Source organism: Aliiglaciecola sp. 2_MG-2023, assembly GCF_030548145.1.
Taxonomy (GTDB): Bacteria; Pseudomonadota; Gammaproteobacteria; order Enterobacterales; family Alteromonadaceae; genus Aliiglaciecola; species Aliiglaciecola lipolytica_A.
The window spans coordinates 1-24607 of sequence record NZ_JAUORY010000004.1 but is presented as its reverse complement, the minus strand read 5'-3'; the positions used below and the strand labels follow the sequence as shown (position 1 = coordinate 24607).

Annotated in this window: 20 protein-coding genes and 3 tRNA genes; 12 read left to right on the top strand and 11 right to left on the bottom strand. The window is 40.2% G+C overall.

Annotation, left to right across the window (positions count from 1 at the left end):
- Positions 1-268 precede the first annotated feature (268 nt).
- The 5 genes from Q4567_RS05525 to Q4567_RS05505 all read left to right on the top strand — a co-directional run bounded on the left by Q4567_RS05525 (position 269) and on the right by Q4567_RS05505 (position 3996).
- A complete protein-coding gene (locus Q4567_RS05525) occupies positions 269-760 on the top strand; it encodes a curlin subunit CsgB (protein WP_216047404.1) in 492 nt (163 codons plus the stop codon).
- Positions 761-790: 30 nt separating this feature from the next.
- The gene (locus tag Q4567_RS05520) at positions 791-2254 is read left to right on the top strand and encodes a curlin (RefSeq protein WP_216047405.1); all 1464 of its coding nucleotides are present in this window, start codon (positions 791-793) and stop codon (positions 2252-2254) included.
- 183 nt (positions 2255-2437) lie between these two features.
- Positions 2438-2767 carry a curli production assembly/transport protein CsgE gene (locus tag Q4567_RS05515; protein ID WP_216047406.1) on the top strand — a complete coding sequence of 110 codons (330 nt, stop codon included), beginning with the start codon at positions 2438-2440 and terminating at the stop codon, positions 2765-2767.
- A 4-nt stretch (positions 2768-2771) separates the two neighbouring features.
- On the top strand, positions 2772-3218 hold the full coding sequence (locus Q4567_RS05510) for a curli assembly protein CsgF (RefSeq protein ID WP_252728886.1): 447 nt from the start codon (positions 2772-2774) through the stop codon (positions 3216-3218).
- A 1-nt stretch (position 3219) separates the two neighbouring features.
- The gene (locus Q4567_RS05505; protein ID WP_303499647.1) at positions 3220-3996 is read left to right on the top strand and encodes a CsgG/HfaB family protein; all 777 of its coding nucleotides are present in this window, start codon (positions 3220-3222) and stop codon (positions 3994-3996) included.
- Between the two features lie 62 nt (positions 3997-4058).
- Here Q4567_RS05505 and Q4567_RS05500 read toward each other — a convergent pair whose 3' ends face one another.
- From Q4567_RS05500 to Q4567_RS05490, 3 genes are all read right to left on the bottom strand, one after another.
- Positions 4059-4739 (bottom strand): helix-turn-helix transcriptional regulator, encoded by a 681-nt coding sequence (locus Q4567_RS05500; RefSeq protein ID WP_216047408.1) that lies wholly within the window; start codon positions 4737-4739, stop codon positions 4059-4061.
- Positions 4740-4995: 256 nt separating this feature from the next.
- Positions 4996-5676: a Fe2+-dependent dioxygenase gene (locus Q4567_RS05495; RefSeq protein ID WP_303499644.1), complete on the bottom strand. Its 681-nt coding sequence runs from the start codon at positions 5674-5676 to the stop codon at positions 4996-4998.
- Positions 5677-5693: 17 nt separating this feature from the next.
- Entirely contained in the window at positions 5694-8042 is a 2349-nt protein-coding gene (locus Q4567_RS05490; RefSeq protein WP_303499641.1) for a TonB-dependent siderophore receptor, read from the bottom strand.
- A 551-nt stretch (positions 8043-8593) separates the two neighbouring features.
- Here Q4567_RS05490 and Q4567_RS05485 point away from each other — a divergent pair.
- The 6 genes from Q4567_RS05485 (at position 8594) to truB (ending at position 16637) form a co-directional block, all read left to right on the top strand.
- Positions 8594-10060: a mannitol dehydrogenase family protein gene (locus tag Q4567_RS05485; protein WP_303499639.1), complete on the top strand. Its 1467-nt coding sequence runs from the start codon at positions 8594-8596 to the stop codon at positions 10058-10060.
- A 489-nt stretch (positions 10061-10549) separates the two neighbouring features.
- Entirely contained in the window at positions 10550-11005 is a 456-nt protein-coding gene (rimP, locus tag Q4567_RS05480) for a ribosome maturation factor RimP (RefSeq protein WP_216047412.1), read from the top strand.
- Between the two features lie 49 nt (positions 11006-11054).
- Positions 11055-12548: a transcription termination factor NusA gene (gene nusA, locus Q4567_RS05475; RefSeq protein ID WP_216047413.1), complete on the top strand. Its 1494-nt coding sequence runs from the start codon at positions 11055-11057 to the stop codon at positions 12546-12548.
- A gap of 28 nt (positions 12549-12576) precedes the next feature.
- On the top strand, positions 12577-15186 hold the full coding sequence (gene infB, locus Q4567_RS05470) for a translation initiation factor IF-2 (RefSeq protein ID WP_216047414.1): 2610 nt from the start codon (positions 12577-12579) through the stop codon (positions 15184-15186).
- Between the two features lie 72 nt (positions 15187-15258).
- A complete protein-coding gene (gene rbfA / locus Q4567_RS05465; RefSeq protein ID WP_216047415.1) occupies positions 15259-15687 on the top strand; it encodes a 30S ribosome-binding factor RbfA in 429 nt (142 codons plus the stop codon).
- Positions 15687-16637, top strand: a complete 951-nt coding sequence (gene truB / locus Q4567_RS05460; RefSeq protein ID WP_216047416.1) for a tRNA pseudouridine(55) synthase TruB — start codon at positions 15687-15689, stop codon at positions 16635-16637. Before rbfA ends, truB begins: the two co-directional genes overlap by 1 nt.
- 100 nt (positions 16638-16737) lie before the next feature.
- Here the strand turns inward: truB and Q4567_RS05455 are convergent, their stop codons facing one another.
- Positions 16738-19074 (bottom strand): M20/M25/M40 family metallo-hydrolase, encoded by a 2337-nt coding sequence (locus Q4567_RS05455; RefSeq protein ID WP_303499638.1) that lies wholly within the window; start codon positions 19072-19074, stop codon positions 16738-16740.
- A 246-nt stretch (positions 19075-19320) separates the two neighbouring features.
- Between Q4567_RS05455 and rpsO the strand changes: the two genes are divergently transcribed.
- Positions 19321-19590: a 30S ribosomal protein S15 gene (rpsO, locus tag Q4567_RS05450; RefSeq protein WP_216047418.1), complete on the top strand. Its 270-nt coding sequence runs from the start codon at positions 19321-19323 to the stop codon at positions 19588-19590.
- Positions 19591-19653: 63 nt separating this feature from the next.
- Here rpsO and Q4567_RS05445 read toward each other — a convergent pair whose 3' ends face one another.
- From Q4567_RS05445 to Q4567_RS05415, 7 genes are all read right to left on the bottom strand, one after another.
- On the bottom strand, positions 19654-19998 hold the full coding sequence (locus tag Q4567_RS05445) for a hypothetical protein (RefSeq protein ID WP_216047419.1): 345 nt from the start codon (positions 19996-19998) through the stop codon (positions 19654-19656).
- Positions 19999-20027: 29 nt separating this feature from the next.
- Positions 20028-20249 (bottom strand): DUF3820 family protein, encoded by a 222-nt coding sequence (locus tag Q4567_RS05440; protein ID WP_216047420.1) that lies wholly within the window; start codon positions 20247-20249, stop codon positions 20028-20030.
- Positions 20250-20263: 14 nt separating this feature from the next.
- Positions 20264-22051 (bottom strand): ABC transporter ATP-binding protein/permease, encoded by a 1788-nt coding sequence (locus Q4567_RS05435; protein WP_216047421.1) that lies wholly within the window; start codon positions 22049-22051, stop codon positions 20264-20266.
- A gap of 119 nt (positions 22052-22170) precedes the next feature.
- Positions 22171-23793 carry a tetratricopeptide repeat-containing response regulator gene (locus tag Q4567_RS05430; protein ID WP_216047422.1) on the bottom strand — a complete coding sequence of 541 codons (1623 nt, stop codon included), beginning with the start codon at positions 23791-23793 and terminating at the stop codon, positions 22171-22173.
- Between the two features lie 340 nt (positions 23794-24133).
- Positions 24134-24209 (bottom strand) — tRNA-Val (locus Q4567_RS05425).
- A gap of 123 nt (positions 24210-24332) precedes the next feature.
- Positions 24333-24408: transfer RNA gene (locus Q4567_RS05420), tRNA-Val, on the bottom strand.
- Between the two features lie 122 nt (positions 24409-24530).
- Positions 24531-24606 (bottom strand) — tRNA-Val (locus Q4567_RS05415).
- Between the last annotated feature and the right edge of the window lies 1 nt (position 24607).

The following is a 24607-nucleotide window of genomic DNA, read 5'->3' as shown; positions in this document are numbered from 1 at the left end:
GTAAGAATATTGGGCGATTTTATAATACTAGTACTAAAGGGTTAGTTTCAAAAAGGTAACTGTCACCTGCCAATTTAAAGCTTATGCATTTTACTAGCACTAAAGTGCTAACAGGCCGATTTGGTCAAGTTTGGAATGCACCTAACTATCTGAATTTTAAAGTAAATATAAATACAACTTTAGGGCTATAGCACTGAGTAGTGAGTTGGGTTTAAAGTCATTCGCAGGTTTCAGAGCCGAAATTGTAGTGTTAAAGGAGTAGTAATAGATGATTGGAAGCCCTATCAATAAGAATCACAGACAATGGAGTGTTCACTCCCTCAAAAATTTGCGATCTGTGTTTTTAGGAAGCGCTTTATTCATTTCATCCTTTGCGTGCTTTTCACAACAAGACTCTCTAGACCTAATAGACTCTCCTCTGACTTTAAGTCTTGCTCGTACCGTCAATTCTAACGCATCGCAAAGCGTGTTAGTGATTGATCAATACGGCGTACACAACACAACACATATAATTCAGGCTGCCAATTCTTCAAATCTCATAAATGTTACACAACATGGTAATGGCAATTATGCTGACATCACACAAATAGGCGTTGGAAACTACGTTGATTTAGTGCAAAGCGGTGATGAAAACTTGCTAGAAGTTGTGCAACAAGGTGATTTTAATTTGGCAAATATAAACCAATTAGGTGAGCAAAGTTTCATTGTTCATCAAATTGGTAACGATATGGTTGTAAACATTACCCAATATAAGAAGTAAAGGTGTTTGCAATTACTCATGGAGAATAAAATGAAGTTTAGAAAAACGACAGTAGCCAGTTCTATTATTTTAGCAGTACTAGCTGGGCAAGTTAGCATTGCTAATGCACAAACCGCAATTAAAGATGATAACCCTTCCGTGCAATCTGATTTCATGATTGCGGCCGTCGGTAATGTCATTAATTTAACCCAATCAGCCCCAGTTGGTAATGCAGTGGGTAATGAAGCTTTGTTAATGCAAGAAGGCGACTTTAATGGCCTTGATGTCACCATAGTGGGTGATGCAAACATGGTCGACGCTGAACAATTTGGTGACGGTAATATCATTTACGGTGTAATCACCGGAGATGAAAATGCTGTAGAACTCTATCAAAATGGCATTGAGAATGACGCTGAAATCGTTATCGAAGGAAGTTTCAATGAAGTAGAAATTTCGCAAATGGGCGATGGTGGTCCATTTGGTTTTATTTTCAATCGTTCAATTAATGATATTACAGGTGATGGTAACCTTTTAGTTGTTGACCAAGGCGATGGTGGTAACTGGGCGAATAACTCTATAACAGGTTTTGATAACGAAGTTGAAATTACTCAAACTGAAGATTGGCAAGAATCATATATTAGAACCCTTGTAGGGGACGGAAACGAAGTTGAGGTATATCAAGGCGGTTATTATAACGTTGCCGATATCGCTGAAATCACAGGTAATGACAATGACGTTAGACTAGAATCTGATGGTGATTATAACCGTATCTACGGCTATGTTTATGGTGACGACAATACTATAGATTTTGAACAATCAGGTGATGATAACTATGCTGAATTGGGTATATTTGAAGGTGATGGTTCAAGTGCAGAAATCACTCAAATGGGTACCCTTAATGAAGCGAATATAGATAATCTTGGAGACAGCAGCGATTACGAGATTACTCAAATTGGTTATGGAAATATTGGTTACACAGGTTCTATAGGCGGATCTAATGACTTTTCGGTCTTCCAAAATGGTGATCTTAACCTTGCCAGCACAGTTAACTTCGACGGTTTCGACAATGAAGTTTCTATTTCGCAGCAAGGTGATGAAAATACGCTGTTAGCCGAAGCTGGTGTTGGCGAAGATGGAGTGAGTGGTTATTACGCAGACGCAAACACAATCAATGCTGAACAAATGGGTAATCAAAATGATGCGGTAATTCGTCTCGGTGGCAGCAATGATAGTCATTTAAATACATTAGATGTTGCCCAATCTGGTGATCTAAACGTGTTGGATTTACTGATTGATGGTTCTGACAATTCTATTGATATATTACAAGAGGGTAATGACAACTGGATCGTTGGTGAGGAAGCATTGGCTATGACAATTACTGGTGACGGTATGAGTCTGTCTATTTCTCAAGTCGGTAATGATAACCTGGTAACTGGCAGTATGAGTGGTACGGGAGGTAGTATTTCCGTCAGTCAAGTAGGTGATTATAATGTTGCCTCAATTACTCAGCTGTAATAGTTAGACTAACAATAGGGGGAATTATCCCCCTATTGTTATGCGCTAAATTACGCTGGTTTTTCTATACAAATACAGTTGATAAATAAAAACGTGGTAACACTTCTGTCAAAAAAAATTGTCACCTTAATAAGCCGAACCTTGTTAATTGTTAGTCTAACAATTTCCAAATCTGGTTACGTCATGGCCGATGACTTCGCCCTAAGTGGTCTATTACTAGACAATACAATCAGTCGCCAAGGTCATGAGTTTGCTAATGAGTTTGGTAAATATTGGCGTGATATCCCCAATACATTTGGCCAAAATGTTCAAATTAAAGAAATTATTGTTCCACAGGCAGGGACAAAATTAACAGTGCAGTTTGATAACAAAACAATTTATCAAACTTATATGGGGCGCAGACAAACCCCAATCAAGCAACGAGTTGAAGTTGCGGTTGTTTTATTAGTCGATGCTTTATCTCGAGCAGGCACGACTCAAGATAACCCTGACCTTGCTGATGATGAATGGTGAAAATATGAAAAAAAATAAAATACTTAATATTACTTTTCTCGTGGGGTTATTCTCCTCACCAATATTAGCGACCGAATTAGTTTACGAACCAATTAATCCAAGTTTCGGCGGCAGTCCATTAAATGGCAGTTACCTGCTAAGTAAAGCAAATGCACAAAATACCCATACCGCATCAAGTAGTGAACGGACATACGCTGAAAGTTTGCAAGATTCGTTAGAACGCGCATATATCAATAGGATCGTGCGGGAAGTTACCGATTTGGCATTCGGTGAGGTGAGTTATGACGAGAATGGTGATCCCATCGAAAGTATTTTTTCTGATGACTCCATTTTTATGAGCGGTGAATTTCAAGTTGAATTAATAACCAGCAATCCCGACAGTATTGTTGTAGAAATTACCAATATAATAACTGATGAGATAACAATCGTCGAAATTCCAAGGTTCGGATAATATGAAGTATTATGTTGTATTAATCGCACTATTATTAACTGGTTGTAGCTCCGTCAAAAATATCATTCCGCCTGGCACTGAACAGGCAATAGTAATCGAAGATTCAGCCACCTTGAAAGAGCTTAAAGGCTTACCTAAACCTTTTGGTTCTATACCCGTTTCCGTTTACGCGTTCAGAGACCAAACAGGGCAATATAAACCAAGCACTGGCGCCAGCTCATTTAGTACCGCTGTTACTCAAGGTGCAACCTCTATTTTAATGCAGGCACTAAGTGAAACGGATTGGTTTTTACCGGTGGAGCGGGAAGGCTTGCAGAATATTTTAACCGAAAGGAAAATCGTAAGGGCGGCGATACAAGGGGATAACAACACAAATGAAAGTACCGAATTACCACCATTAACCACGGCTAAAATTATCATTGAGGGAGGAATAATTAGTTATGACTCTAACATTAAGACTGGTGGGTTTGGCGCGGAGTATTTTGGGATTAATGCGTCTGAATTATTTAGAGAAGATCAAATCTCCGTTTACATGAGGGCGATTGATGTTCGCACAGGACAAGTCTTAGTGTCAGTATCAACAAGTAAAAAAGTACTCAGCAAAGAGATTCGAGCTGGTCTATTCCGTTATATCAGTTATAAACGTTTAGCGGAAATTGAAGCAGGTTATACTACCAATGAACCTATGTTTACCTGTGTTCAACAAAGCATTGAAAAGGCAATTTCTGAGTTGGTGTTAAAAGGCATTGATAAAGGGGTTTGGAAAGCGCGAGCCTAGTTATTCATATCTTAAATTTGCGGGCCGCCGCCCGTTAAAGTTAAATGAACAAATGAAACAGCCTAGCAGGCTGTTTCTGTTGTTTGCCTAGACCAAGTAATTAGCTCCACTCTGTTTCTGCAATTAGTTTTTCTAAAAATACTATAAATGTGAGTTTTCACTGTATTGACGCTTATGTGAAGTTGGTCAGCTATTTCTTGGTTTTGAGCACCTTGGCTTATGTATTTGACAATAGTTTGTTCGCGTTTGGTTAATGACTGCTGCCAGAAACCTGTTTGACTTCTATCGACTATTTCATTGGAAAAATTGGCATCATTTAACATTTCGTTAATTAACAACTCTAGCGCATTTCTGCGAAACCATTTCCTGTCTTGTTTAATGGTGTTAATGCCTTTTATGACATTTTCTAATTTGTCGTCAGCGTAAAATATACCGGTGACCCCTTGCTTGATGGCAGCAATTTCGAAGTCCAAATTATTCGTTGAATTAAAGAAAATAATTTTGATTAGGTTTTTATATTTTAGAACCGGAACTTGCTGAATTGAACTTTTGTTAATTGACTTACAATCAACAAATATAACGTCGAAGGACGCAATATAATCAGATTTGGGGCAAAAGCTACCAACCTGCAAGTCAAAACCACATGCATCAACGAGGTCTAAAAAATGGTTTAATTTACAATGCCGTTTTTTGCTAATATCGTCTTTTTGTGGAGAAATTACAAACGCTCTATTTCCTTGCATAACCCAGAGTCCTTTTTGAGAGTTTACTCTCTTTTTATTATGACACTTTACGGTAGTGTAACGATTAGAATACATACAAGGGCTCAGAAGCGCAAGAATTCTCGGTAAAAAATATATACCTACGTTTGTTTGAATTTTGTACAAAACGGAATTGTTAAAATAAAGTAAATTAAATTAGTTACTTAGCTACTCGTTCGCTTTCTATTCGTTTTCATTAGTAAAAAATTAGACTAATCCAAGGGCTATTTACAAGCCCTTAAATTTGCGCATTTTGTCGAATAAGATTGTGGTAAACGTTGTGTAAACTATCTAATTCTGCACGATTGATAGTGTCATTTTGCATTAATACTTGGATGGTCCTATCTAGCTGATAAAGAGACTGGCGTAAGCTCACGTCAGCTACCATACTTTGTATCCAAGTGATTGCTGCTAGCCTCACACCTTTCGTTACCTGCGTCACTTTATGTAAACTGCTTGAGGGATATAACACCGCATCACCAGCTTGTAATTTCACTGCTTGTTCACCGAACTCGGTTGTAATGATTAATTCGCCACCTTCATATTCTTTGGGGTCACTTAAGAATAACGTCATCGACAAATCACTGCGCATCACTGTTTGACTGTTTGGGATCCGCATAATGGCAGCATCAACATGAAAACCGTATTGTTGTTGCCTCTCATAACGATTAAAACAAGGCGGGAAAATATGTTGGGGAAGGGCAGCAGAAACCAATTCTGGGGTTTCGCCCATGCGCGCTAAGAGGCTATTAACCAATTGGCGCACATTTGCATCTTCGGGATCTGCTTGGGTGTTGTGTTTTACTGAACTTGCCATTCCTTTAGCTGTAGTTCCGCCGTCTTGCCAGTGCAATTCATTTAGCACTTGACGGTAAACATTCACCTCACCTTGAGATAGAAGTTGTTCAATCACAACCATTGTTATTTCCTTCTTAATTAAAATTCGTAGGTTAAACCAGCACGAACGCTTCTGCCGTCACCAATATACATGAAAGAACCTGAGCGGTATGCTGCTGTCCAGTACTCTTCATCCAGTAGATTACCCACATTTAAACGTAACGTCAGATCTTCAGAAACGTAGTAGTTAGCAAACAAATTAACCACACTGTAGGATGGCACTACTATTGAGTAAGCTCCTATGTCATCATCGTAGCCAGCTGCTGTGTCTGGTTGTCCACCATACATTTCACTTTTGTAGGTGTAATCTCCACCCACTACGAAACTCTCTGTAGGCTGATAACGCAATTGCACGTAATAACTGTTATCCGCAAAGTTACTCAAAGCGCGACCAATATTCTCGTCATTAAATGATTCCAAGACTTCTGAATCCATAAATGCCGCACTAAATTGAACGCTAAGTTGCTCAGTAATCTCACCCGTTAAGCCAAACTCTATCCCTTTTACTCGGTTTTTCCCTGTATTTAACGAACCTAGACTGGAATAAGCATCGCCTACACTTTCCATTACGTCACTTTTGGTTATCTGAAAAATGGCGGCTGTAGCTAACAATTCATCATCCATAAATTGCCATTTTGTACCCACTTCAATATTTTCAATTCGTTCAGGGTCGGATTGTTGCGCTTGATCTGGTGTGCCGCAAAGGCCACCATATCCGCAGTTGGCCCCTAAATCGGATTCACCACCGTTAATATTGGTAGCAGTGCTGTATGTAGAATAAAAATTAATGTCTTCATCCAGTTGATAAACCAAACCGATATGTCCGTTAGTTAGATCATCCGAATAGGCAAATAGTTGTTCTCCGCTGCGGCTGTTTGTATCGTTACTATAGTCAAAGCTATCTTGGCGTAGACCTATAAACAGTTCCCATTGTTTATTAAGTTCAATGTTATCCATTACGTAAAACGCTGTGGTTTGTATGTCGAACACTGCATCTGAGTCACCTTCAACATAGCTACGATTCATTAAGTTACTCACATCGCTGACCACGTTTCCATTTCCGTCCAGCGCGCAATATCCGCTGCTGACGCCATTTCGACCATTCACTAAGCAATTACCTTCGTTACCGTAGGTAATATTATAAACACCGTTGTCCACTGACTCATCTGAATACTCAAATCCGAACACGACTTTGTGATTTACGCCTAATAATTTAGTGTTCCAAAATAGATTAAATTGACTGGCAACATAATCGACTTCTTGATTACCTTGGTGCGTACTTAAGGTAATAGTGTCTGCATTAGGCGCTTCAGGATCTGTTTCGTCTCGTGTGCTGCCGCTAGCGCCAGTCGTTAGGTAGCCATTCTCGGTTTTACCTACACGAGTGGCATTATAAATACGCCATTGGTCATTAATTTCGTAGTTTGTGAATAATGTTAGCGCGTATACTTCACTATCTAAAAAGTCTTCTGATTGAGCGTAAACTGGAATATCGGAAACTGGCTCTCTAGCCACTCTATCAAAATAACTGCCGAGATCAGGTACGTCTTCCGCCTGCATATAATAGGCGTCTGCACTGAAAGACAATTTGTCAGTAGGCAAGTAAGTCGTTGAAAGTAATAAACCTTCGCGATTTCTCACGATACCTTCGCGGCCAGGTGCATCTTCATAAGCATCTAAACCGTTAATCCGAAACGCTAAATTCTCAGAAACAGCCATATTAGTATCGATAGTAATTCGATGATATTCATCCGTTCCTATTGCAGCATCTACACGGCCAAAATTATATGAAGGATCTGCTTTTTTAGTAATACTATTAACCGCACCACCTGAAGAACCGCGTCCAGCAAACGTAGCGCTGGGGCCTTTAGTGATTTCAATTTGGTCGGTAGCAAAACTTTCACGGGTGGTCATTCCAGGATCGCGTAATCCGTCAACGAATACATCACTGCGAGCTTCATGTCCACGAATTACATACCTATCCCCAAAGGCATTACCATTTTCGCCTGTACCTAAGGTAACTCCTGATTGGGTTGACAGTATTTGCTCTAGATCAGTGCGACCGGACTCTAAAATTTGGTCTTTTGTTAATACCGTTATGGTTTGTGGGGTATCGGCGAGATCAATGACTCTTCGTACGTCACCTGACTTTTTCACATTATAAATAGAGTGACGAACACCGTGTACTTTAATTTTTTCTAAAGATTCAGCTTCTTTTGCACATTCAACTTCACTTTTCCCTTCAATTTTACAAGTGTCAGTGTCTTCAGCATAAACGAGAGTTGAACCGAATGTTAACGCGGCCATTAGAGCACTTGATCCCAAGCGTCTTTTGTCTATTGCAGCTAATGGTTTTATCTTCGATTTAAGTTGGGATGTGTCGCGCATTAATATTCCTTAGTTGTTTTGAGAAAATGATGTGTTTTTTTATTCTAAAACAAATAAACATGCTAATGCAAATGATATCTATTAACGTTTAGATTTATGTGGGTTGGGGAGGAATGATAATTCATCAGCTGAAATTAGTGTTGTAGTAATCACAATAAAGTAGGGCTTTTATCAATCGAACAGAGATGTCAACGGCCAATAGTTTATAATTAATTTAGGCAACAATTCGCTGGTTTATTTTACGGTTGGAATACCTGTATTTCCAAGTGGTTGGTCCTGCTTGATGGTTTCAACATATCGTAGAAGTTATGTTAGGATTCACACACCAAGTGATTAAATCTGCTTTTTTCTTCAATCCCCTGGAGTTTAATGACGATGCACGGGCCTTTCCATCGGAAACTGCGAGACATGATGTCCCGCGAAGAATCGATTGCCGTTATCTAACAACCTTGGTTTCATAACACCATTTAAGTAAAGATGATGCTGCGTAATTGGCAGTAGATTTAACATACAACCTAGCTACAAAGCTTACACATTATAAGGCTAATTTGATGTCAGGATTAGATCGACAAGTATTACGTTCTTTACCTAAAGAGATTCGTCAACCAGAATATGACCTGGAAACAACTGCGCGCGGTATTGTGCATTTAGGCCCAGGAGCATTTCATCGAGCTCATCAAGCTGTTTACACTGATTTAGCTATGTCTGCGCAAGGCGGAAACTGGAAAATTGATGGGGTATCGTTACGTAGTAAAGATCTACGAGATAAGTTGAAATATCAAGATAACCTATATTCACTGATGGTGTTGGACGACTCACCTTATGTCCAGATTATAGGGGCCTTTAATCAAATTTTTGTTTTGGGTGAGCAGCGTAAGCAAGTGATGGATGCTATGACCGATCCCAATACGCATATTATTTCGTTAACCGTTACAGAAAAAGGCTATTGCCTGAGCAATAAGGGCGAACTTGATTGGCAGAATACCGATATCAACCATGATTTGGCTAACCCCGAAGCACCTATTTCAGCGATCGGTTTGTTAGTCGCAGCATTAAAGGTACGTTTTGCCCAACAAAATGCACAACTGACCATTATAAGTTGCGACAATGTATCTGATAATGGTGATAAGCTGGCCAAAGCGGTGATGACTTTTGCTGCAGAGGTTTCAACACCATTAGCTAACTGGATAGCGCAAAATATTTGTTTTCCCAACACTATGGTAGACAGTATTACACCTGCCACAAATGACGAACTAAGAGCAACAACCAAAGGTAAAATCGGCGTTGAGGACGCATGGCCAATACAGCGTGAGTCCTTTAGCCAATGGGTAGTTGAAGATAAGTTCAGTGGACCTCGACCAGCTTGGGACAAGGTGGGTGTGACATTTACTGACGATGTTCACAAGTACGAAAGAGCAAAGCTACGGGTATTAAACGGTACGCATTCGACTCTAGCTTACCTTGGAACTCTGTGCGGACTGGAAACCGTTTATTCGGCGATTTGTATAGCGCCAATAGAACAGTTTATTAGAAAATTACTTTCCCAAGAGATATTACCTTCAATAGGTAACTCTGATGCTATGGATTTAGATCAGTATGCAGACGATATTATCAATCGTTATCATAATAAACATATTCGTCATCTGCTGGCACAGATAGCGTGGGATGGTTCGCAAAAACTACCTTTTCGAATTCTCAATGCAATTCGAGACAACATCAAAGAAGAAAGAAGCATATTATTACTATGTGTTCCTATCGCAGCTTGGTGTTTATTTGTTGGAAAACGTTACAAAGAGCAACAAGAGTTAGTTGATCCAATCGCTGAGACTTTACTTGCATTAGCACAGAAGCACGCTGACTTTCCGCTACAACTAGCCGATGCAATTATGGATTTGACCTCGGTATTTGATGATCTTACAACTAATGAGGAGTTTAGAAGCATAGTCAAACGTCACGTTTTGTCGCTGTCCTCAATTAATCAACATAACTTAAATGTTTGTTTAAGTGACTTGGCATGATGAGATTAGGTTTATGTAGTGAGATAATGGTTATTGAATAATAACCGTGCAAAATTTAAATAGCCTAGGGTTGCAGATATCTAATTTTTATCGCCGATTAGAATGATGTTTAAGTAACCCATTATATTCTTTACCTTGCATGTCAAGGCGTACGTCCGTATACTATGCCCATCTTTTGAGACGGGCTCCCTCTGAATTGGATAGTAACGTCTCGATTAGTTGGTTTAACTAGCTAAGAAACTGCAAGAAAAGACATTGATTTTTCTAAGATTACCTTATTGGTGAGTCGATTCTTGCGACCACTTATTCGACGGTCCGCACAACTTCTGTTTAGCGTCTCGCGCTCAGTTTGTTAAGCAGTCCATTAAAGTTGGATAGTGGGTTAGGGTCCAGAAACAAAAAGCCCCGCTTGTACGGGGCTTTTTGTTGTTATTATTGGTTTACTTTATCTGGGCTTTTCGCCCTTTTTTCGTATTTGGAGCTTTATTTTTGTCACAACTTGAACAAAAACTGACGGACATGTTAGTTGCACCAGTGGAAGCCATTGGCTTTGAGCTCGTGGGAATTGAATTTGTTCGTGCAGGAAAACACTCAACATTGCGTGTTTATATCGATCATCCAGATGGTATTACAGTAGATAATTGTGCTGACGTAAGTTTACAAGTTAGCGCAGTGTTAGATGTGGAAGATCCCATCACTACTGAATACAATTTGGAAGTGTCGTCTCCTGGCATGGATAGACCGCTTTTTAAAGAAGCACATTATCAGCAGTGTATTGGAGAGGTTGTGACAGTACGCTTACGTATGCCAATGAACGATAGAAGAAACTTTAAAGGTACATTGTTGAGTGTCGACAATGGAAATTTAACGGTAGAAGTTGATGGTCAAGAATACGTTTTAGCCGTGGCAAATATCGAAAAAGGTAATTTGGTTCCAACATTTTAAGAAAGATTCATATTAGCGCTTTCTTAGGGAAGCAATCAGTGAGGCAACGATGAATAAAGAAATTTTGTTAGTGGCGGAAGCCGTTTCAAATGAAAAGCAGGTTCCCAAAGAGAAGATCTTTGAGGCATTAGAATATGCTATTGCCAGCGCTACTAAAAAGAAAAATGAAGGCGAAATTGAAGTACGAGTTAACATCGACCGTGAAACTGGTGATTTTGATACTTTTCGTCGCTGGTTAGTTATTCCTGATGATCAGGTACAAGAAAACCCGTATGCAGAAATTACGTTCTCTGCAGCCCAAGTAGATGAACCTGAAATTCAATTGGGTGAGTTTATAGAAGACCAAATTGAGTCTATTAAATTTGACCGTATCACTACTCAAACCGCCAAACAGGTAATCGTGCAAAAAGTACGGGAAGCCGAACGTGCACAAATGATCGCTGAATACGAAGACCGTGTGGGTGATTTGGTTACTGGTACAGTGAAAAAAGTCAATCGCGACAATGTAATTGTCGATTTAGGTAATAACGCTGAAGGCGTTATTTATCGTGACGATATGTTACCTCGTGAAACTTTCCGTCCGGGTGACCGAGTACGTGGATTGTTATACGTAATTCGTCCTGAAGCTCGTGGAGCACAGTTGTTTATTAGCCGAACTCACCCAGATATGTTGGTTGAGTTGTTCCGTATAGAAGTGCCTGAGATTGCAGAAGAGACTTTAGAAATTAAAGCTGCTGCTCGTGATCCAGGTTCACGGGCTAAAATTGCGGTGAAAACTAACGACAAACGTTTAGACCCTGTTGGTGCTTGCGTAGGAATGCGTGGATCTCGGGTTCAAGCGGTTTCTGGTGAACTTGGTGGTGAACGTGTTGACATCGTATTATGGGATGAAAATCCAGCTCAATTCGTAATCAACGCAATGGCACCTGCTGAAGTGGCTTCAATCGTTGTTGACGAAGATGCGGGCTCCATGGATGTGGCTGTTGAAGCCGACAACCTAGCGCAGGCAATTGGTCGTAGCGGTCAAAACGTACGTTTAGCCAGTCAGTTAACGGGATGGACATTAAATGTCATGACCGTTGAAGACCTGAACTCTAAGCACGAAGAAGAGAACTCAAAAGTATTAGGGGTATTTATTAATAGCCTTGATATTGATGAAGATTTCGCCGCTGTTTTAGTGGATGAAGGCTTCACAACTGTAGAAGAAATTGCGTATGTTCCTGCTAATGAATTACTAGCCATCGAAGGTTTCGATGAAGATATGGTTGAGGAACTTCGTGGTAGAGCGAGAGCTGCACTGACTACCCAAGCATTGGCAAATGAAGAGTCATTAGAAGCTTCTGAGCCAAAAGAAGAATTGCTAAACCTCGAAGGTATGGAGCGCCATGTGGCCTACGTACTAGCAAGTCGAGGAATTACAGACCTTGAAGGCCTAGCCGAACAAGGTACTGATGAAATAAGTGATATAGAAGAACTAGACGAAGAAAAAGCCGGACAGCTAATAATGGCTGCACGTAACATCGTTTGGTTTAGTGAAGAATAAGTAAGATCAACAAGAGGAATACAGCTATATGGCAGAAGTCTCCATCGAAAAACTAGCCACCGACATAGGAACTCAAGTTGATCGCTTAGTTCAGCAGTTTGCAGACGCAGGTTTGACTAAAAAAGTAGGTGATATGATCACTGAAGATGAAAAGCGTCAATTGCTTGATCATTTGAGCAAATCTCACGGTGGCAATGGTTCTGAAGGACCAAAGCGCATGACCTTGCAACGCAAGACTACCAGTACGTTAAGTGTAGGTAAGTCGAAAGCTGTTAAAGTTGAAGTGCGTAAAAAGCGCACATACGTTAAACGTACTGATGTTGAAGAAGCGCGTTTAGCCGAAGAAGAAGCTAAGCGTAAAGCGCAAGAAGCGCAGGAAAAACTTGAAGCAGAGCGTAAAGCTGCAGAAGAAGCGAAAAAAGCCGCTGAAGAAAAAGCAATCAAAGCCGCAGAAGCTAAAGCTAAAGCGGAAGCTGAGAAAGCGGCAAGAATAGAACAAGCGAAAAAGGATGCTGCTGCTCGTCAAAAAGAAGAAGTGCAGTTATCACCGGAAGAAAAAGCAGCGCAAGAAGAAGCAAGACTTGAAGCTGAACGCATTCGTAAACTTCAGGAAGACGAAGCTCAGCGCAAACTTGAAGAAGATGCGAAAAAAGCGGCTGAAGAAGCAAAACGCTTAGCAGAAGAAAATGAGCGTCGTTGGAAAGAAGAAGAAGAGCGTCGTAAAAAGCAGGAAGCTGAAGAAGTGCATTTGCACTCTAACCGTTACGCTCAAGAAGCTGAAGATGAAGAAGATGCGCAAGTCGAGCGCGGTTCTCGTCGTCGTAAAAAATCGAAAAAGAATGCTGGCGCCGATCTTAAGCACGGCTTTAATAAACCAGCGCAACCTGTAGAACGTATTGTTCGTATTGGTGAAACTATCAATGTTGGCGAACTTGCCAGCAAGATGGCCGTTAAAGCCACAGAAGTTATCAAAGCGATGATGAAAATGGGTGAGATGGTTACCATCAACCAAGTATTAGACCAAGACACTGCTGTACTAGTAGTTGAAGAAATGGGTCATAAATACGAGTTGGTGAATGACAACGCATTAGAAGATGAATTGTTAGCTGGTAAGGCTTCTGGCGATAAAGAAAACAGAGCGCCAGTGGTGACTATTATGGGCCACGTTGATCACGGTAAAACGTCTTTGTTGGATTATATCCGCAGAGCTAAAGTAGCCGATGGTGAAGCGGGTGGAATTACCCAGCACATTGGTGCCTACAGTGTTGAAACAGATAATGGTCGTATTGCATTTTTAGATACTCCTGGTCACGCCGCGTTTACCGCAATGCGTGCTCGTGGAGCAGTCGCAACAGATATCGTTATCTTGGTTGTTGCCGCAGACGATGGCGTAATGCCACAAACAAAAGAAGCTGTTCAGCATGCCAAAGCTGCTGGCGTACCTTTGATTGTTGCGGTTAACAAAATGGATAAAGAAGCAGCCGACCCAGATCGTGTTAAGACTGAATTATCGCAACTTGAAGTTATTTCAGAAGAATGGGGTGGTGAACACCAATTCGTAAACGTATCTGCGAAAACAGGTATGGGCATCGATGAGCTTCTAGAAGCGATTTCGTTGCAAGCTGAACTACTAGATTTACAAGCCGTACCAACAGGCCCAGCAAAGGGTATCGTGATTGAATCTCGCCTTGATAAAGGTCGTGGACCAGTTGCCTCTGTGCTTGTACAAGAAGGTGAGTTAAAAGCGGGTGATATCTTGCTTTGTGGTATTGAATACGGTCGAGTTCGTGCGATGCGCGACGAAAATGGTCATGAAGTAACGGTTGCCGGTCCTTCAACTCCAGTAGAAGTGCTAGGTTTGTCTGGTGTTCCTATTGCAGGTGAAGATGCCTTAGTTGTGCAAGATGAGCGTAAAGCTCGTGAAGTTGCAAGTAAGCGTCACACTAAGCAACGTGATTTGAAATTAGCTAAACAACAAAAAGCTAAACTTGAAAACATGTTTGCCAATATGGAAGCTGGTGATGTTAGCGAACTTAATGTTGTATTAAAAGCTGACGTTCAGGGTTCTGTAGAAGCAATTTCAGAATCGTTAACTAAACTATCTACTGATGAAGTAAAAGTCATTATTGTAGGTAGCGGTGTTGGTGGTATTACTGAAACTGATGCTAGTTTAGCTGCAGCCTCAAGCGCCATTGTGGTTGGCTTTAACGTTCGTGCCGATGCTACTGCAAGACGTATTATTGAAGCTGAAGAAATCGACTTACGCTACTACAGTGTTATTTATGACCTGATAGATGAAGTTAAACAAGCAATGAGCGGTATGCTTGCGCCTGAGTTCAAACAACAAATTATTGGTTTGGCTGAAGTACGTGATGTATTTAAATCACCGAAAATTGGTGCAATCGCTGGTTGTATGGTAACTGAAGGTAACATTAAACGTAGTGCGCCTATCCGTGTGCTTCGTGAAAACGTGGTTATCTATGAAGGTGAACTTGAATCACTTCGCCGCTTCAAAGACGACGTACAAGAAGTACGTAACGGTATGGAATGCGGTATCGGCGTGAAGAACTACAACGATGTTAAGGTCGGTGACCAAATCGAAGTATTCGAAACCGTAGAAGTAAAACGCGAAATTTAACCCTCGCGTTTCAATTTAATTTAAAACGGGGGCTTAAGCCTCCGTTTTTGACTGGAATTTAGGAGTGTCAGTATGGCTAGAGAATTTTCCCGCACTGAACGAGTTGGACAGCAAATCCACAAAGAAGTGGCCAGCATTTTCCAAAACGAATTTAAAAATCGTGACCCACGTTTAGGCATGGTGACTGTGTCTGGCGTTGATGTCTCTCGAGATTTAGCCCATGCAAAAGTCTATGTGACATTTTTTGAGACTGATGAAGAAAAACTGAAGTTATTCAATCAAATAATGGAAGATAACAAAGGCTTTATTCGTACTTTGTTAGCCAAGCGTATGCGTATGCGTGCGGTACCTGCATTGAAGTTTTATCAAGATACTTCAATTACTGAAGGTATTCGTATTTCGACTTTAGTGTCACAAACATTAAATGACGATAAAGAGCGCGCGTTGAAAGCAGGTCGTGACTTAGATAAAGAAGATCAGGAAACGGACGAAAATAATTAATGGCTAGAAAGCGTAAAGGTCGTGGGATTGACGGCATGTTATTGCTCGATAAACCCTTGGGATTATCTTCCAATGATGCTCTTCAGAAGGTTAAACGGTGTTTCAATGCTGCAAAAGCTGGGCATACCGGCGCGTTAGATCCCTTGGCAACAGGCATGTTGCCTATTTGTTTGGGGGAGGCTACTAAGTTTTCTCAGTTTCTACTTGATGCCGATAAAACCTATTCAGTAACGGCAACATTAGGAGTACGTACTACAACTTCTGATGCAGATGGTGAGGTTGTTGAAAGTAAACCTGTAGAGGTCACTAATGGGCAAATTGAAGAGGCCTGTTTGAGCTTTGTTGGTACATCTGATCAAGTACCTTCGATGTTTTCTGCTTTAAAGTATCAAGGTAAACCCCTTTACTCTTATGCAAGACAGGGTATTGAAGTACCCAGAGAAGCACGCAAAATCACTATCTATTCTTTGCAAATCGAAAAGATTGAAGACAATAAAGTCGATATGATAGTGCACTGTAGTAAAGGCACTTATATTCGATCTTTGGTGGACGATATTGGGCAACTATTAGGTTGTGGCGCATTTGTAAGCCGTTTACACCGCTCTAATGTGGCCGATTACCCGGCAGATAAAGTTATTACTTTAGATGAGCTGTTAGCGATACGTCAGAGCATTGATGATAATGAATTAGATATAATGGATGACAGCAGTTTTGTAGCGTTAGATGCATTGTTATTGGCAATGGATTCGCCGGTTAAGGCGTTGCCAGAAGTTGAATTAGAAGCCGAACGAGCAAGTTACTTTTGTAATGGCAATCCAGTTAACGCTAAACAAGCTGTATCTTTTCCACTTGACTCTCAAGTTAGAGTTTATTCAAATGATTTGTTTCTAGGGGTTGGTTTCATTGATGATAATCAACAGATTGCACCTAAACGCTTAGTCGTAAGATAGTTTCCTCTTCGTTAGAATTAAACGTTTATATAAATTAAGACTCAGGAGAGACTGCAAATTTACCGCAGTTTAACCTGAGTTTTTTGTTTTCAGTGGACAATTATTTTTGCTTGATGGGCTGGCTAATCATAACCGCATCGGTAATTCTAAAAGGCGATGGCATTATATTTTCGGCTCTCGGTGTAAATTGCGCCAATTGTTTTGGTAAATCTCGACTGGTTTCCACTAATCGTAATGTTGCTGGAAGCGTTTGTGGGCGATAATCGATCGTTATTTCAATCGGTTGCTGATCCGTCACAACGTAATACATCACAAAATTGTCTCGTTTTCTGCTGTTCTTTATTTCGAATGCTTTATGGTTAATTGCTAAACCAAAAATATCTATAGGTTCATCGCTTATTATTTCAATTGAGTTAATCGGACGATTCGGTTCGACTGTCAATACTAAGTGGATTACATCATTTTCATCTACTGAGCTACTTACGGTTACATTCGAGGGAGGAATATCAAGTGCTGTTGTGGCAGTTACATAATGAGCAGAACGACTCGCTCTAAAGGAGATTAAATCATTTAAAAGGCTTGTGTTGGTGTCGTTTTCGGCGAAGAATTGTTGCACAAAACTGTCTAAATGCAGGTTATAGGAATATAACATGGCGTGTTTTGATTCGGTATCATAAACGTAATTGACACTGCTTGGTTTTTTTCGTTCAACTGAATAGTCTGCGTCCAAATATATACCTACAAAACTAATGAATGCCCCAGCCAAGCAAAACAACTGAACGCTTCGAATACCTTTTACGACAAATAATATTGGCAATAACGTCATCAGTAATAGAGTACTCATAACTGTCGCAATAGCTAAATTCGAAAGCCCTAGACCCACTACAAAAACGGGTATCAAAGGCGATATTATGACTAATCCAGGTAAACTGAAAAGTGTGTAGGTTATTGCTTTTCTATTTGCAGTGGTTCTGTAGCGCAGAATGTTGCCAAAGATTGCAAGAGGAGTAACCGCTAAAATTATAAAAAAACCTGCACCGGTTAGAAAAATGGCTATCAAAATATTGATGCCAATCCACATTGCAATAATCGGTATATACCACTCAACTACCTTTATGCTAAGAAACTTCTTGGTCAATATTTGGTATGTCCAAATATTTAAAGCCATTGTAAGCAAGATTGCGGTAGCTAAAATGTAGTGGCCGCCGTAAGGAAAACCCTGTGGGATGTCATTGAATTGCGGATAAATCCATAACAAACCATGCCAACCGGCTACTCCAATGCAAACGGCAATTAGAAGACTTAAAATGAGTGGAATAGTAGCAATCAATATAGATTTAGCTTTAAGTTGTTTTTTCTTAATTGCAGTTATGGTCATCATCAAAAACACCAAAGCTACTAGAATACTCATGGGCAGTACCCACGAAAATGGATAATCATAAAGTGCAATGTTGGCAAAATTAAAGTACACCACATCTTTTTCTGACTTGAGTTTTTCTAAATCCGCGTTGGAAAAGTAAGGCAGTAGAGCAGATAGATAACTAATTTGGTGATTTAAACTAGACGTATCTAATCGGTCGGGGGTATCTTGGGCTGAATGGTAATCGAAGTGATCATCAATAAACGCAAAATTTACGCCGTTGATGTCTGCTCGTTGTCTAAATACAGTGAGATCTGTGTCATTTGGCAGCATTTTATAGATGCTATACATTAAAGAGTTGGCCGTTGGATAAAAAAGCTTTGCAGCAGCTAATTCTTTAACTAATTTTTTATTTCCATGATTGGTTTCTAGTAACGTAAAGCTTGCGCCACCGGAGCCTCGCGCTTCAAAGTTTAGGATTAAGCCAATTTTATCTGCTATTGGGTGTTCAGTTACAAAACCTAGTGCGCCAAGTAAACCTTGTTCTTCTGCATCGGTAAAAATAATATAAATATCATTACTGTGGGGTAATCCACTTTCTAAAAAAGCTCGGATTGACTCAAGAATAGTCGACACACCACTACCAGCATCACTTGCACCAGGAGAATATCCATTAGCTGAATCGTAATGGGACATTAATGCTAAACCTTTATTTCCCCCAGGCTGGGTTGTGGCCGGAATCTTCGCGATAATGTTTGCCACGTTTGATGCAACGAAATATTTTGACGACAGTGCTAACGTAGTTTGCACTTCGACCTCTAAATCAAGCTCTTCTAACTCATTAACAATATATTCTCGTACGTTGGTGTGCTCAATTGAACCTGTGAAATGGGGATATTCCGCTATTTTTGATAGGTGGGTCCGTATATTGGATGCGGATATATCCACACTGCCCATTTTGTATTGGGCATCATCGGAAGGCATCTGAGCATTCCATGTAAGAACTACAGTGAATACAATTGCCATAATCACTAGGAAACTTATCAGTCTTGAAGCGTTCTTTTCGTAATTTGGCATGACATTCCTTTGTAGTGTTTGCCGCACAACTTGTGCGACTTATGCAGAACTCATAATCCTTAGCTTAATGTAAAACAAAAAAGATACAAACTTCCATGCAACAATTAAAAATACCGGAAGATATTCCTGCAATCCGTATTTATACGTAATTTACCTTGATAAAAATGCCGGCATCGCTATAATACGCGCTCTTTCGACTCCGCTGAATTAGTGATCGGCGAGTCTTTATTTAATTTGGAGAAAAATATGTCACTAACTACTCAAGAAACTGCACAAATCATTGCTGACTTTGGTGTTAAAGAAGGCGATACAGGTTCACCTGAAGTACAAGTTGCTTTATTGACAAACAACATCAATAAATTGCAAGGTCACTTTGCTGATCATAAGAAAGACCACCACTCTCGTCGTGGTTTGTTACGTATGGTTAGTCAACGTCGTAAGTTACTTGATTACCTTAAAGGTAAAAACGTAGAGCGTTATCAAGATCTTATCAAACGTTTAGGTCTACGTCGTTAATTCGATTAGATACTACAGAAAGGCGCTTGAAAGCGCCTTTTTTGATCCAGCTTGAAAAATTAGCTATTGTTTTTTACTTTCCAATTGACTGAAAAATTCCTCTCGCTCGCTTTCCGACAAAATACCTACAAAAGGGGAGTGGCGTCGTAATTTATTCATTTGTTCATTTACAGTACAAAGCTGCGAAACCAAACTGGGCATGTTATTTTTAAGTTCCAGTATTGACCACCAATCTAAATATACTCCGCGATAAATTAATCCTGCCTTAAATCGTGATTCTAGCTTTTCTTCAACCAATTGAATCAACTCGGGGAATTGCAATAGTTTTTCGCCAATACGCTGGTGAATGGCCAATAAATTATCATCAATGGCGCTAGGTTGTTTGCTACCACTTCTGCCTGTTCTCATGGGAAACTCTCGAATCGAATTGATTTCAACTACTGGTTTTCATCTAATAAAGGTGCAAGCATAGACTCTAATCCGTTGAGTTTTATTTCATACATCAAAGCCAATTGCTCCCCCAGTTTTCCTTCTGGAAATCCTTTTTGGTGAAACCACACCAAATAAGGCTCAGGTAAGTGCAGCAGTTTTCGTCCTGCGTATTTACCAAATGGCATTGTTTGGTTTACTGCTTGTTTTATAACTGTTGGATCAAACATTAGGGCGCTTCATTCTAATCGTGGTGTTCTGAGTTTTGCTGAGTATCCCAAAGCTTCTTATATAAGCCATTTTGGTTTAAAAGCTCGGAATGTGTACCTTGTTCTACTACAGCTCCATTATCAACCACTACAATTTTATCTGCGTCAATAATGGTTGAAAGACGATGGGCAATCACGACACTTGTGTGTCCCTGAGAGACTTCTTTGATGGCGTCTAAGATTGCTTTTTCTGACTGACTGTCTAATGATGAAGTGGCTTCGTCAAAGACTAGAATAGGTGGTTTTTTAAGTATAGTTCTAGCGATTGCTACCCGCTGTTTTTCGCCACCAGATAGTTTAAGTCCACGCTCACCTACTTGGGTCTCAGCACCTTTGGGTAAGCTGTCTACAAATTTTCTTAAATGGGCTAAATCAATGGCTTGTTGAACTTCGTCATCTGAGGCTGTCGGTCGACCGTATCGCACGTTTTCAAATATGCTGTCGTTAAATAAAACGGTATCTTGCGGCACTATACCAATGGCTTTTCTCAAGGACTGTTGTGACACTTGACTGATATCTTGATTATCAATCAGTATTTTTCCCGTTGTTACATCGTAGAAACGAAACAATAGTTTAACTATCGTTGATTTTCCTGCACCGCTTTCACCCACAACGGCGATTTTTTTCCCTGCATCTATACTGAATGATAAATTATTCAGTATAGGACGATCATTGTTATAACAAAACCCAACGTTGGAAAAGGTTATTTGTGCTCCTGATACCTTTAAATCATTGTCTTTATGATTATTTTTAACTTCGGGGGACTTTCCAAGCAGAGCAAATAAATTTTCGATATTTGCCAGTGAGCCTCTAATTTCACGGTACACAAATCCCAAAAAATTTAACGGCATAAATATCTGCATAGTGAATGCGTTTATTAGAACAAAGTCACCAATTGTCATAACGCCATCTGCAACACCATATGCAGCCATTGCCATCATGGCTGTCATTGCGATGGCAATGATCAATGCCTGTCCACCATTTAATGCAAACAGTGATAATCTATTTTTACGTCTGGCACTTTCCCAACCGGCTAAGTCCTTATCATATCGCTCAGCTTCATATGCTTCGTTGTTGAAATATTTTACCGTTTCATAATTCAGCAGGCTATCAATGGCTCGTGTATTGGTGCTGGAATCAGCAAGGTTCACTTCACGAACATATTTGGTGCGCCAGTCAGTGGCTTTCATGGAAAATATCACGTAGAACACTACTGACAATAGAATGACTATGGCGAAGTTAAAGCCGTAATTATAGAACAACAAACCTACCACCATGGCTATTTCTATTAGCGTTGGCCCAATATTGAATACCATAAAGCGCATTAGGAAACTTATTCCGCTAGTGCCTCTTTCTATGTCTCTGGTGAGTCCGCCTGTTTGCCTATTGAGGTGAAAATCTAAGTCGAGGCTATGCAGATGCTCAAACACACGTAAACCGACTCTGCGCATCGCTCTTTCTGTAACTCTGCCAAAAAGGGTATCTCTTATTTCACCAAACAAAACGTTGGCAAGGCGCAATGTGCCATAGGCGATGATCAGTGCAATAGGTGCTAGAATTAATTGCTCGGTTTTTGAGTTTAGACTATCCACAGTGTGTTTCAGTACGAAGGGAAGCCCAACACTGGCTACTTTAGCTGCAACTAAACAAAGAAACGCGAGTAAAACTCGTTGTTTAAACTCTAATAAATAAGGCCAAAGTTGTTTGAGGACCAGCCAGTTGACTGGGGTATCGGGATCAATTGGTATTCTTCGTGAACGCATATTGCTGCTGCACAGATAAAATGTGCAGGTAGTTTATCAGAAAAGCTGGTTAACTTAATCCTGGTTTTCTAGCAAACGGCATGAATTTATAGCTTGTTGGTGGTAAATAGAATGCTGGATTAGGCACTCTCGTGCAGCATCTCTCTTACCTTTTGATAACGCTCAAACTGTTCATCATTTAGTTCGCCGTTTTCTATCACCCTAATACAATTATCGATAAGTTTTTGAATCGAAAGGTCAGCTTTATTGGTATTTTCATTCATGGTAATGGCTTGTAGTAAATTTAATGCAATAGCGATATTTTTTGGCATAACCGTAAAGGCTTGTCTGAAAACTCGTAAGGCATCTTCAAGATCCCCCCGTCTGTAGAAAGCGACTGCTGAATTGTTAAGCTCTTTGGGAGTTTGTTTAATAGTGGATCGTTCCAGTTTCTCTTGTCTAACATAGTGTAAAAATAAACTGCCTTGCTTTTCGTCCTTCTTACAACGTTGTTCGATCACATCCATGATGTTGCTTGATTTTTCGTAAAGTCCTAACTCATGAAACGCTTTGGCTTTGTCTAACAGGGCATCCATACTTTCTAATTCCCAGTTTTCTTCTGCAAGCTGATCAAGCAGGGCTTTGGCATTTTCTTTTTCATCTTGTAAATAAAGTAATCGGGCATCAATCACTTTAATTTGGTCATGTAGTTCCGCTTTGGGGAATGCAGACTTGAATTGTTTTACATATTCATTAGCTTGTTTAAGTAAGTTGTAGGTTTCACTTTCATCTGCTGTCATGGCAAAGTCAATACCGGCTCGCGCAACGTTTAGATAGTTTTCTGGCTTATCGTGAATGGAATCTTTAGCAAAGCGTACAATCTTTTTGGCGGCATCAAATTGGGTTTCGTAGTCATGGGTAATGCGCGATAAATCCAAGGCGGTTTTGTGGCGTCTGATGTTTCGAGGTGAGATTTCAGTTGCCATCACAACGCACTCGAGAGCGACATCAAAATCTTTTTGTTTGATATGCAGAGCTGATAATAAATCGTATGCGGCTAATTGCGAATCGGATTTAAAGGCTAATTCGAGGACTAACTTTTCCGCATCATCATCTTCATTGAGTCGAATATGGGCGTTTACTAAGCCTAACTGCGCCCACGTGAACGATTGCACATTGATTATTGCTTGATAAAACTCTTTTGCTTGCTCAAAGTGACCGCAGGCTAATAGTAACTCTCCTTTGGTTTTAAGGGCCAGAGGAAAAAACTCAGCGTTTTTGGGCTCGGATAAAAATAATTCAACTTCAGCCAGTGCTTTGGAAAGCTGACCTTTACCCATAAAACGATAGACTTTTTTTAACGCTCGTTTTCTCACTAACACTTTTGTTAAGCGTCTATCCAAATCATTTACTGTAAAGGGCTTGGCCAGAAAGTCATCGGGTTGCAACTCGACAATGCTGTGAACTAAATCAGAGGTGGTGTCAGCACTGATAAAAATAAATGCGGTGCTTGGTTCTAGCTCGCCATTATGTTTTAGCTGATCGTAAAGGTGATAACCATCGTGATCTTTCTTTAAGTTGTATGAGCAAATTATAAGATCGTAGTGCTCATGCCTGATTTTATTCAATGCATGTTGAGCTCTATCCACATAAGTAATGTTATTAAAGCCGAGTTCTTCTAAGGAATATTTCATATATCCTTTTGCTAAAACTTGATCATCAACGACTAGTACTTTTGTCTCTTTCGATATTTGGGGATTCATAAGCGAGTAAATTTGCAAACAGATGCTTAGGTTATCGTACTTTACGGCAATTTAATAAGGGCTTTTTGTTTTCTTAAGCGAAATCTTTGGAGGTGAATCAAGGAAATAACATGATTTGTTGCAAAAGGATTTAATCACAGAGCAGGGGAGGCAATGCCAATAGATTTCTCAAAGGAGTAATTCAGCAGCTGAACGGCTATGTAAAGCTTGAACTAAGGTACTGTTGATTTAAATTTGTAAATAGAGAAATAGAGAAATAGAGAAATAGAGAAATAGAGAAATAGAGAAATAGAGAAATAGAGAAATAGAGAAATAGAGACATAGAGAAATAGAGAAAGGGTGGTGGACGCTACTGGGCTTGAACCAGTGACCCTCGCCTTGTAAGGGCGATGCTCTCCCAACTGAGCTAAGCGTCCATATTTTCTTTCTTACTGTGCTGAACCAGTGATCCTCGCCATTCTTTTGTAAAAGGCGGTGATGCTTGCTCTTTTTTCAACTGAGCTAAGCGTCCATTTAAACTTTGAAACATTGCAGAAAATTGGTGGACGCTACTGGGCTTGAACCAGTGACCCTCGCCTTGTAAGGGCGATGCTCTCCCAACTGAGCTAAGCGTCCAATTTTCTTTTTTACTGTGCTGAACCAGTGATCCTCGCCATTCTTTTGTAAAAGGCGGTGATGCTTGCTCTTTTTTCAACTGAGCTAAGCGTCCATTTAAACTTTGAAACATTGCAGAAAATTGGTGGACGCTACTGGGCTTGAACCAGTGACCCTCGCCTTGTAAGGGCGATGCTCTCCCAACTGAGCTAAGCGTCCA

Coding starts and splice junctions, on each gene's coding strand:
- Q4567_RS05525 (WP_216047404.1), top strand. CDS start 269: ATGATTGGAAGCCCTATCAATAAGAATCACAGACAATGGAGTGTTCAC.
- Q4567_RS05520 (WP_216047405.1), top strand. CDS start 791: ATGAAGTTTAGAAAAACGACAGTAGCCAGTTCTATTATTTTAGCAGTA.
- Q4567_RS05515 (WP_216047406.1), top strand. CDS start 2,438: ATGGCCGATGACTTCGCCCTAAGTGGTCTATTACTAGACAATACAATC.
- Q4567_RS05510 (WP_252728886.1), top strand. CDS start 2,772: ATGAAAAAAAATAAAATACTTAATATTACTTTTCTCGTGGGGTTATTC.
- Q4567_RS05505 (WP_303499647.1), top strand. CDS start 3,220: ATGAAGTATTATGTTGTATTAATCGCACTATTATTAACTGGTTGTAGC.
- Q4567_RS05500 (WP_216047408.1), bottom strand. CDS start 4,739: ATGCAAGGAAATAGAGCGTTTGTAATTTCTCCACAAAAAGACGATATT.
- Q4567_RS05495 (WP_303499644.1), bottom strand. CDS start 5,676: ATGGTTGTGATTGAACAACTTCTATCTCAAGGTGAGGTGAATGTTTAC.
- Q4567_RS05490 (WP_303499641.1), bottom strand. CDS start 8,042: ATGCGCGACACATCCCAACTTAAATCGAAGATAAAACCATTAGCTGCA.
- Q4567_RS05485 (WP_303499639.1), top strand. CDS start 8,594: ATGTCAGGATTAGATCGACAAGTATTACGTTCTTTACCTAAAGAGATT.
- nusA (WP_216047413.1), top strand. CDS start 11,055: ATGAATAAAGAAATTTTGTTAGTGGCGGAAGCCGTTTCAAATGAAAAG.
- infB (WP_216047414.1), top strand. CDS start 12,577: ATGGCAGAAGTCTCCATCGAAAAACTAGCCACCGACATAGGAACTCAA.
- rbfA (WP_216047415.1), top strand. CDS start 15,259: ATGGCTAGAGAATTTTCCCGCACTGAACGAGTTGGACAGCAAATCCAC.
- truB (WP_216047416.1), top strand. CDS start 15,687: ATGGCTAGAAAGCGTAAAGGTCGTGGGATTGACGGCATGTTATTGCTC.
- Q4567_RS05455 (WP_303499638.1), bottom strand. CDS start 19,074: ATGCCAAATTACGAAAAGAACGCTTCAAGACTGATAAGTTTCCTAGTG.
- rpsO (WP_216047418.1), top strand. CDS start 19,321: ATGTCACTAACTACTCAAGAAACTGCACAAATCATTGCTGACTTTGGT.
- Q4567_RS05445 (WP_216047419.1), bottom strand. CDS start 19,998: ATGAGAACAGGCAGAAGTGGTAGCAAACAACCTAGCGCCATTGATGAT.
- Q4567_RS05440 (WP_216047420.1), bottom strand. CDS start 20,249: ATGTTTGATCCAACAGTTATAAAACAAGCAGTAAACCAAACAATGCCA.
- Q4567_RS05435 (WP_216047421.1), bottom strand. CDS start 22,051: ATGCGTTCACGAAGAATACCAATTGATCCCGATACCCCAGTCAACTGG.
- Q4567_RS05430 (WP_216047422.1), bottom strand. CDS start 23,793: ATGAATCCCCAAATATCGAAAGAGACAAAAGTACTAGTCGTTGATGAT.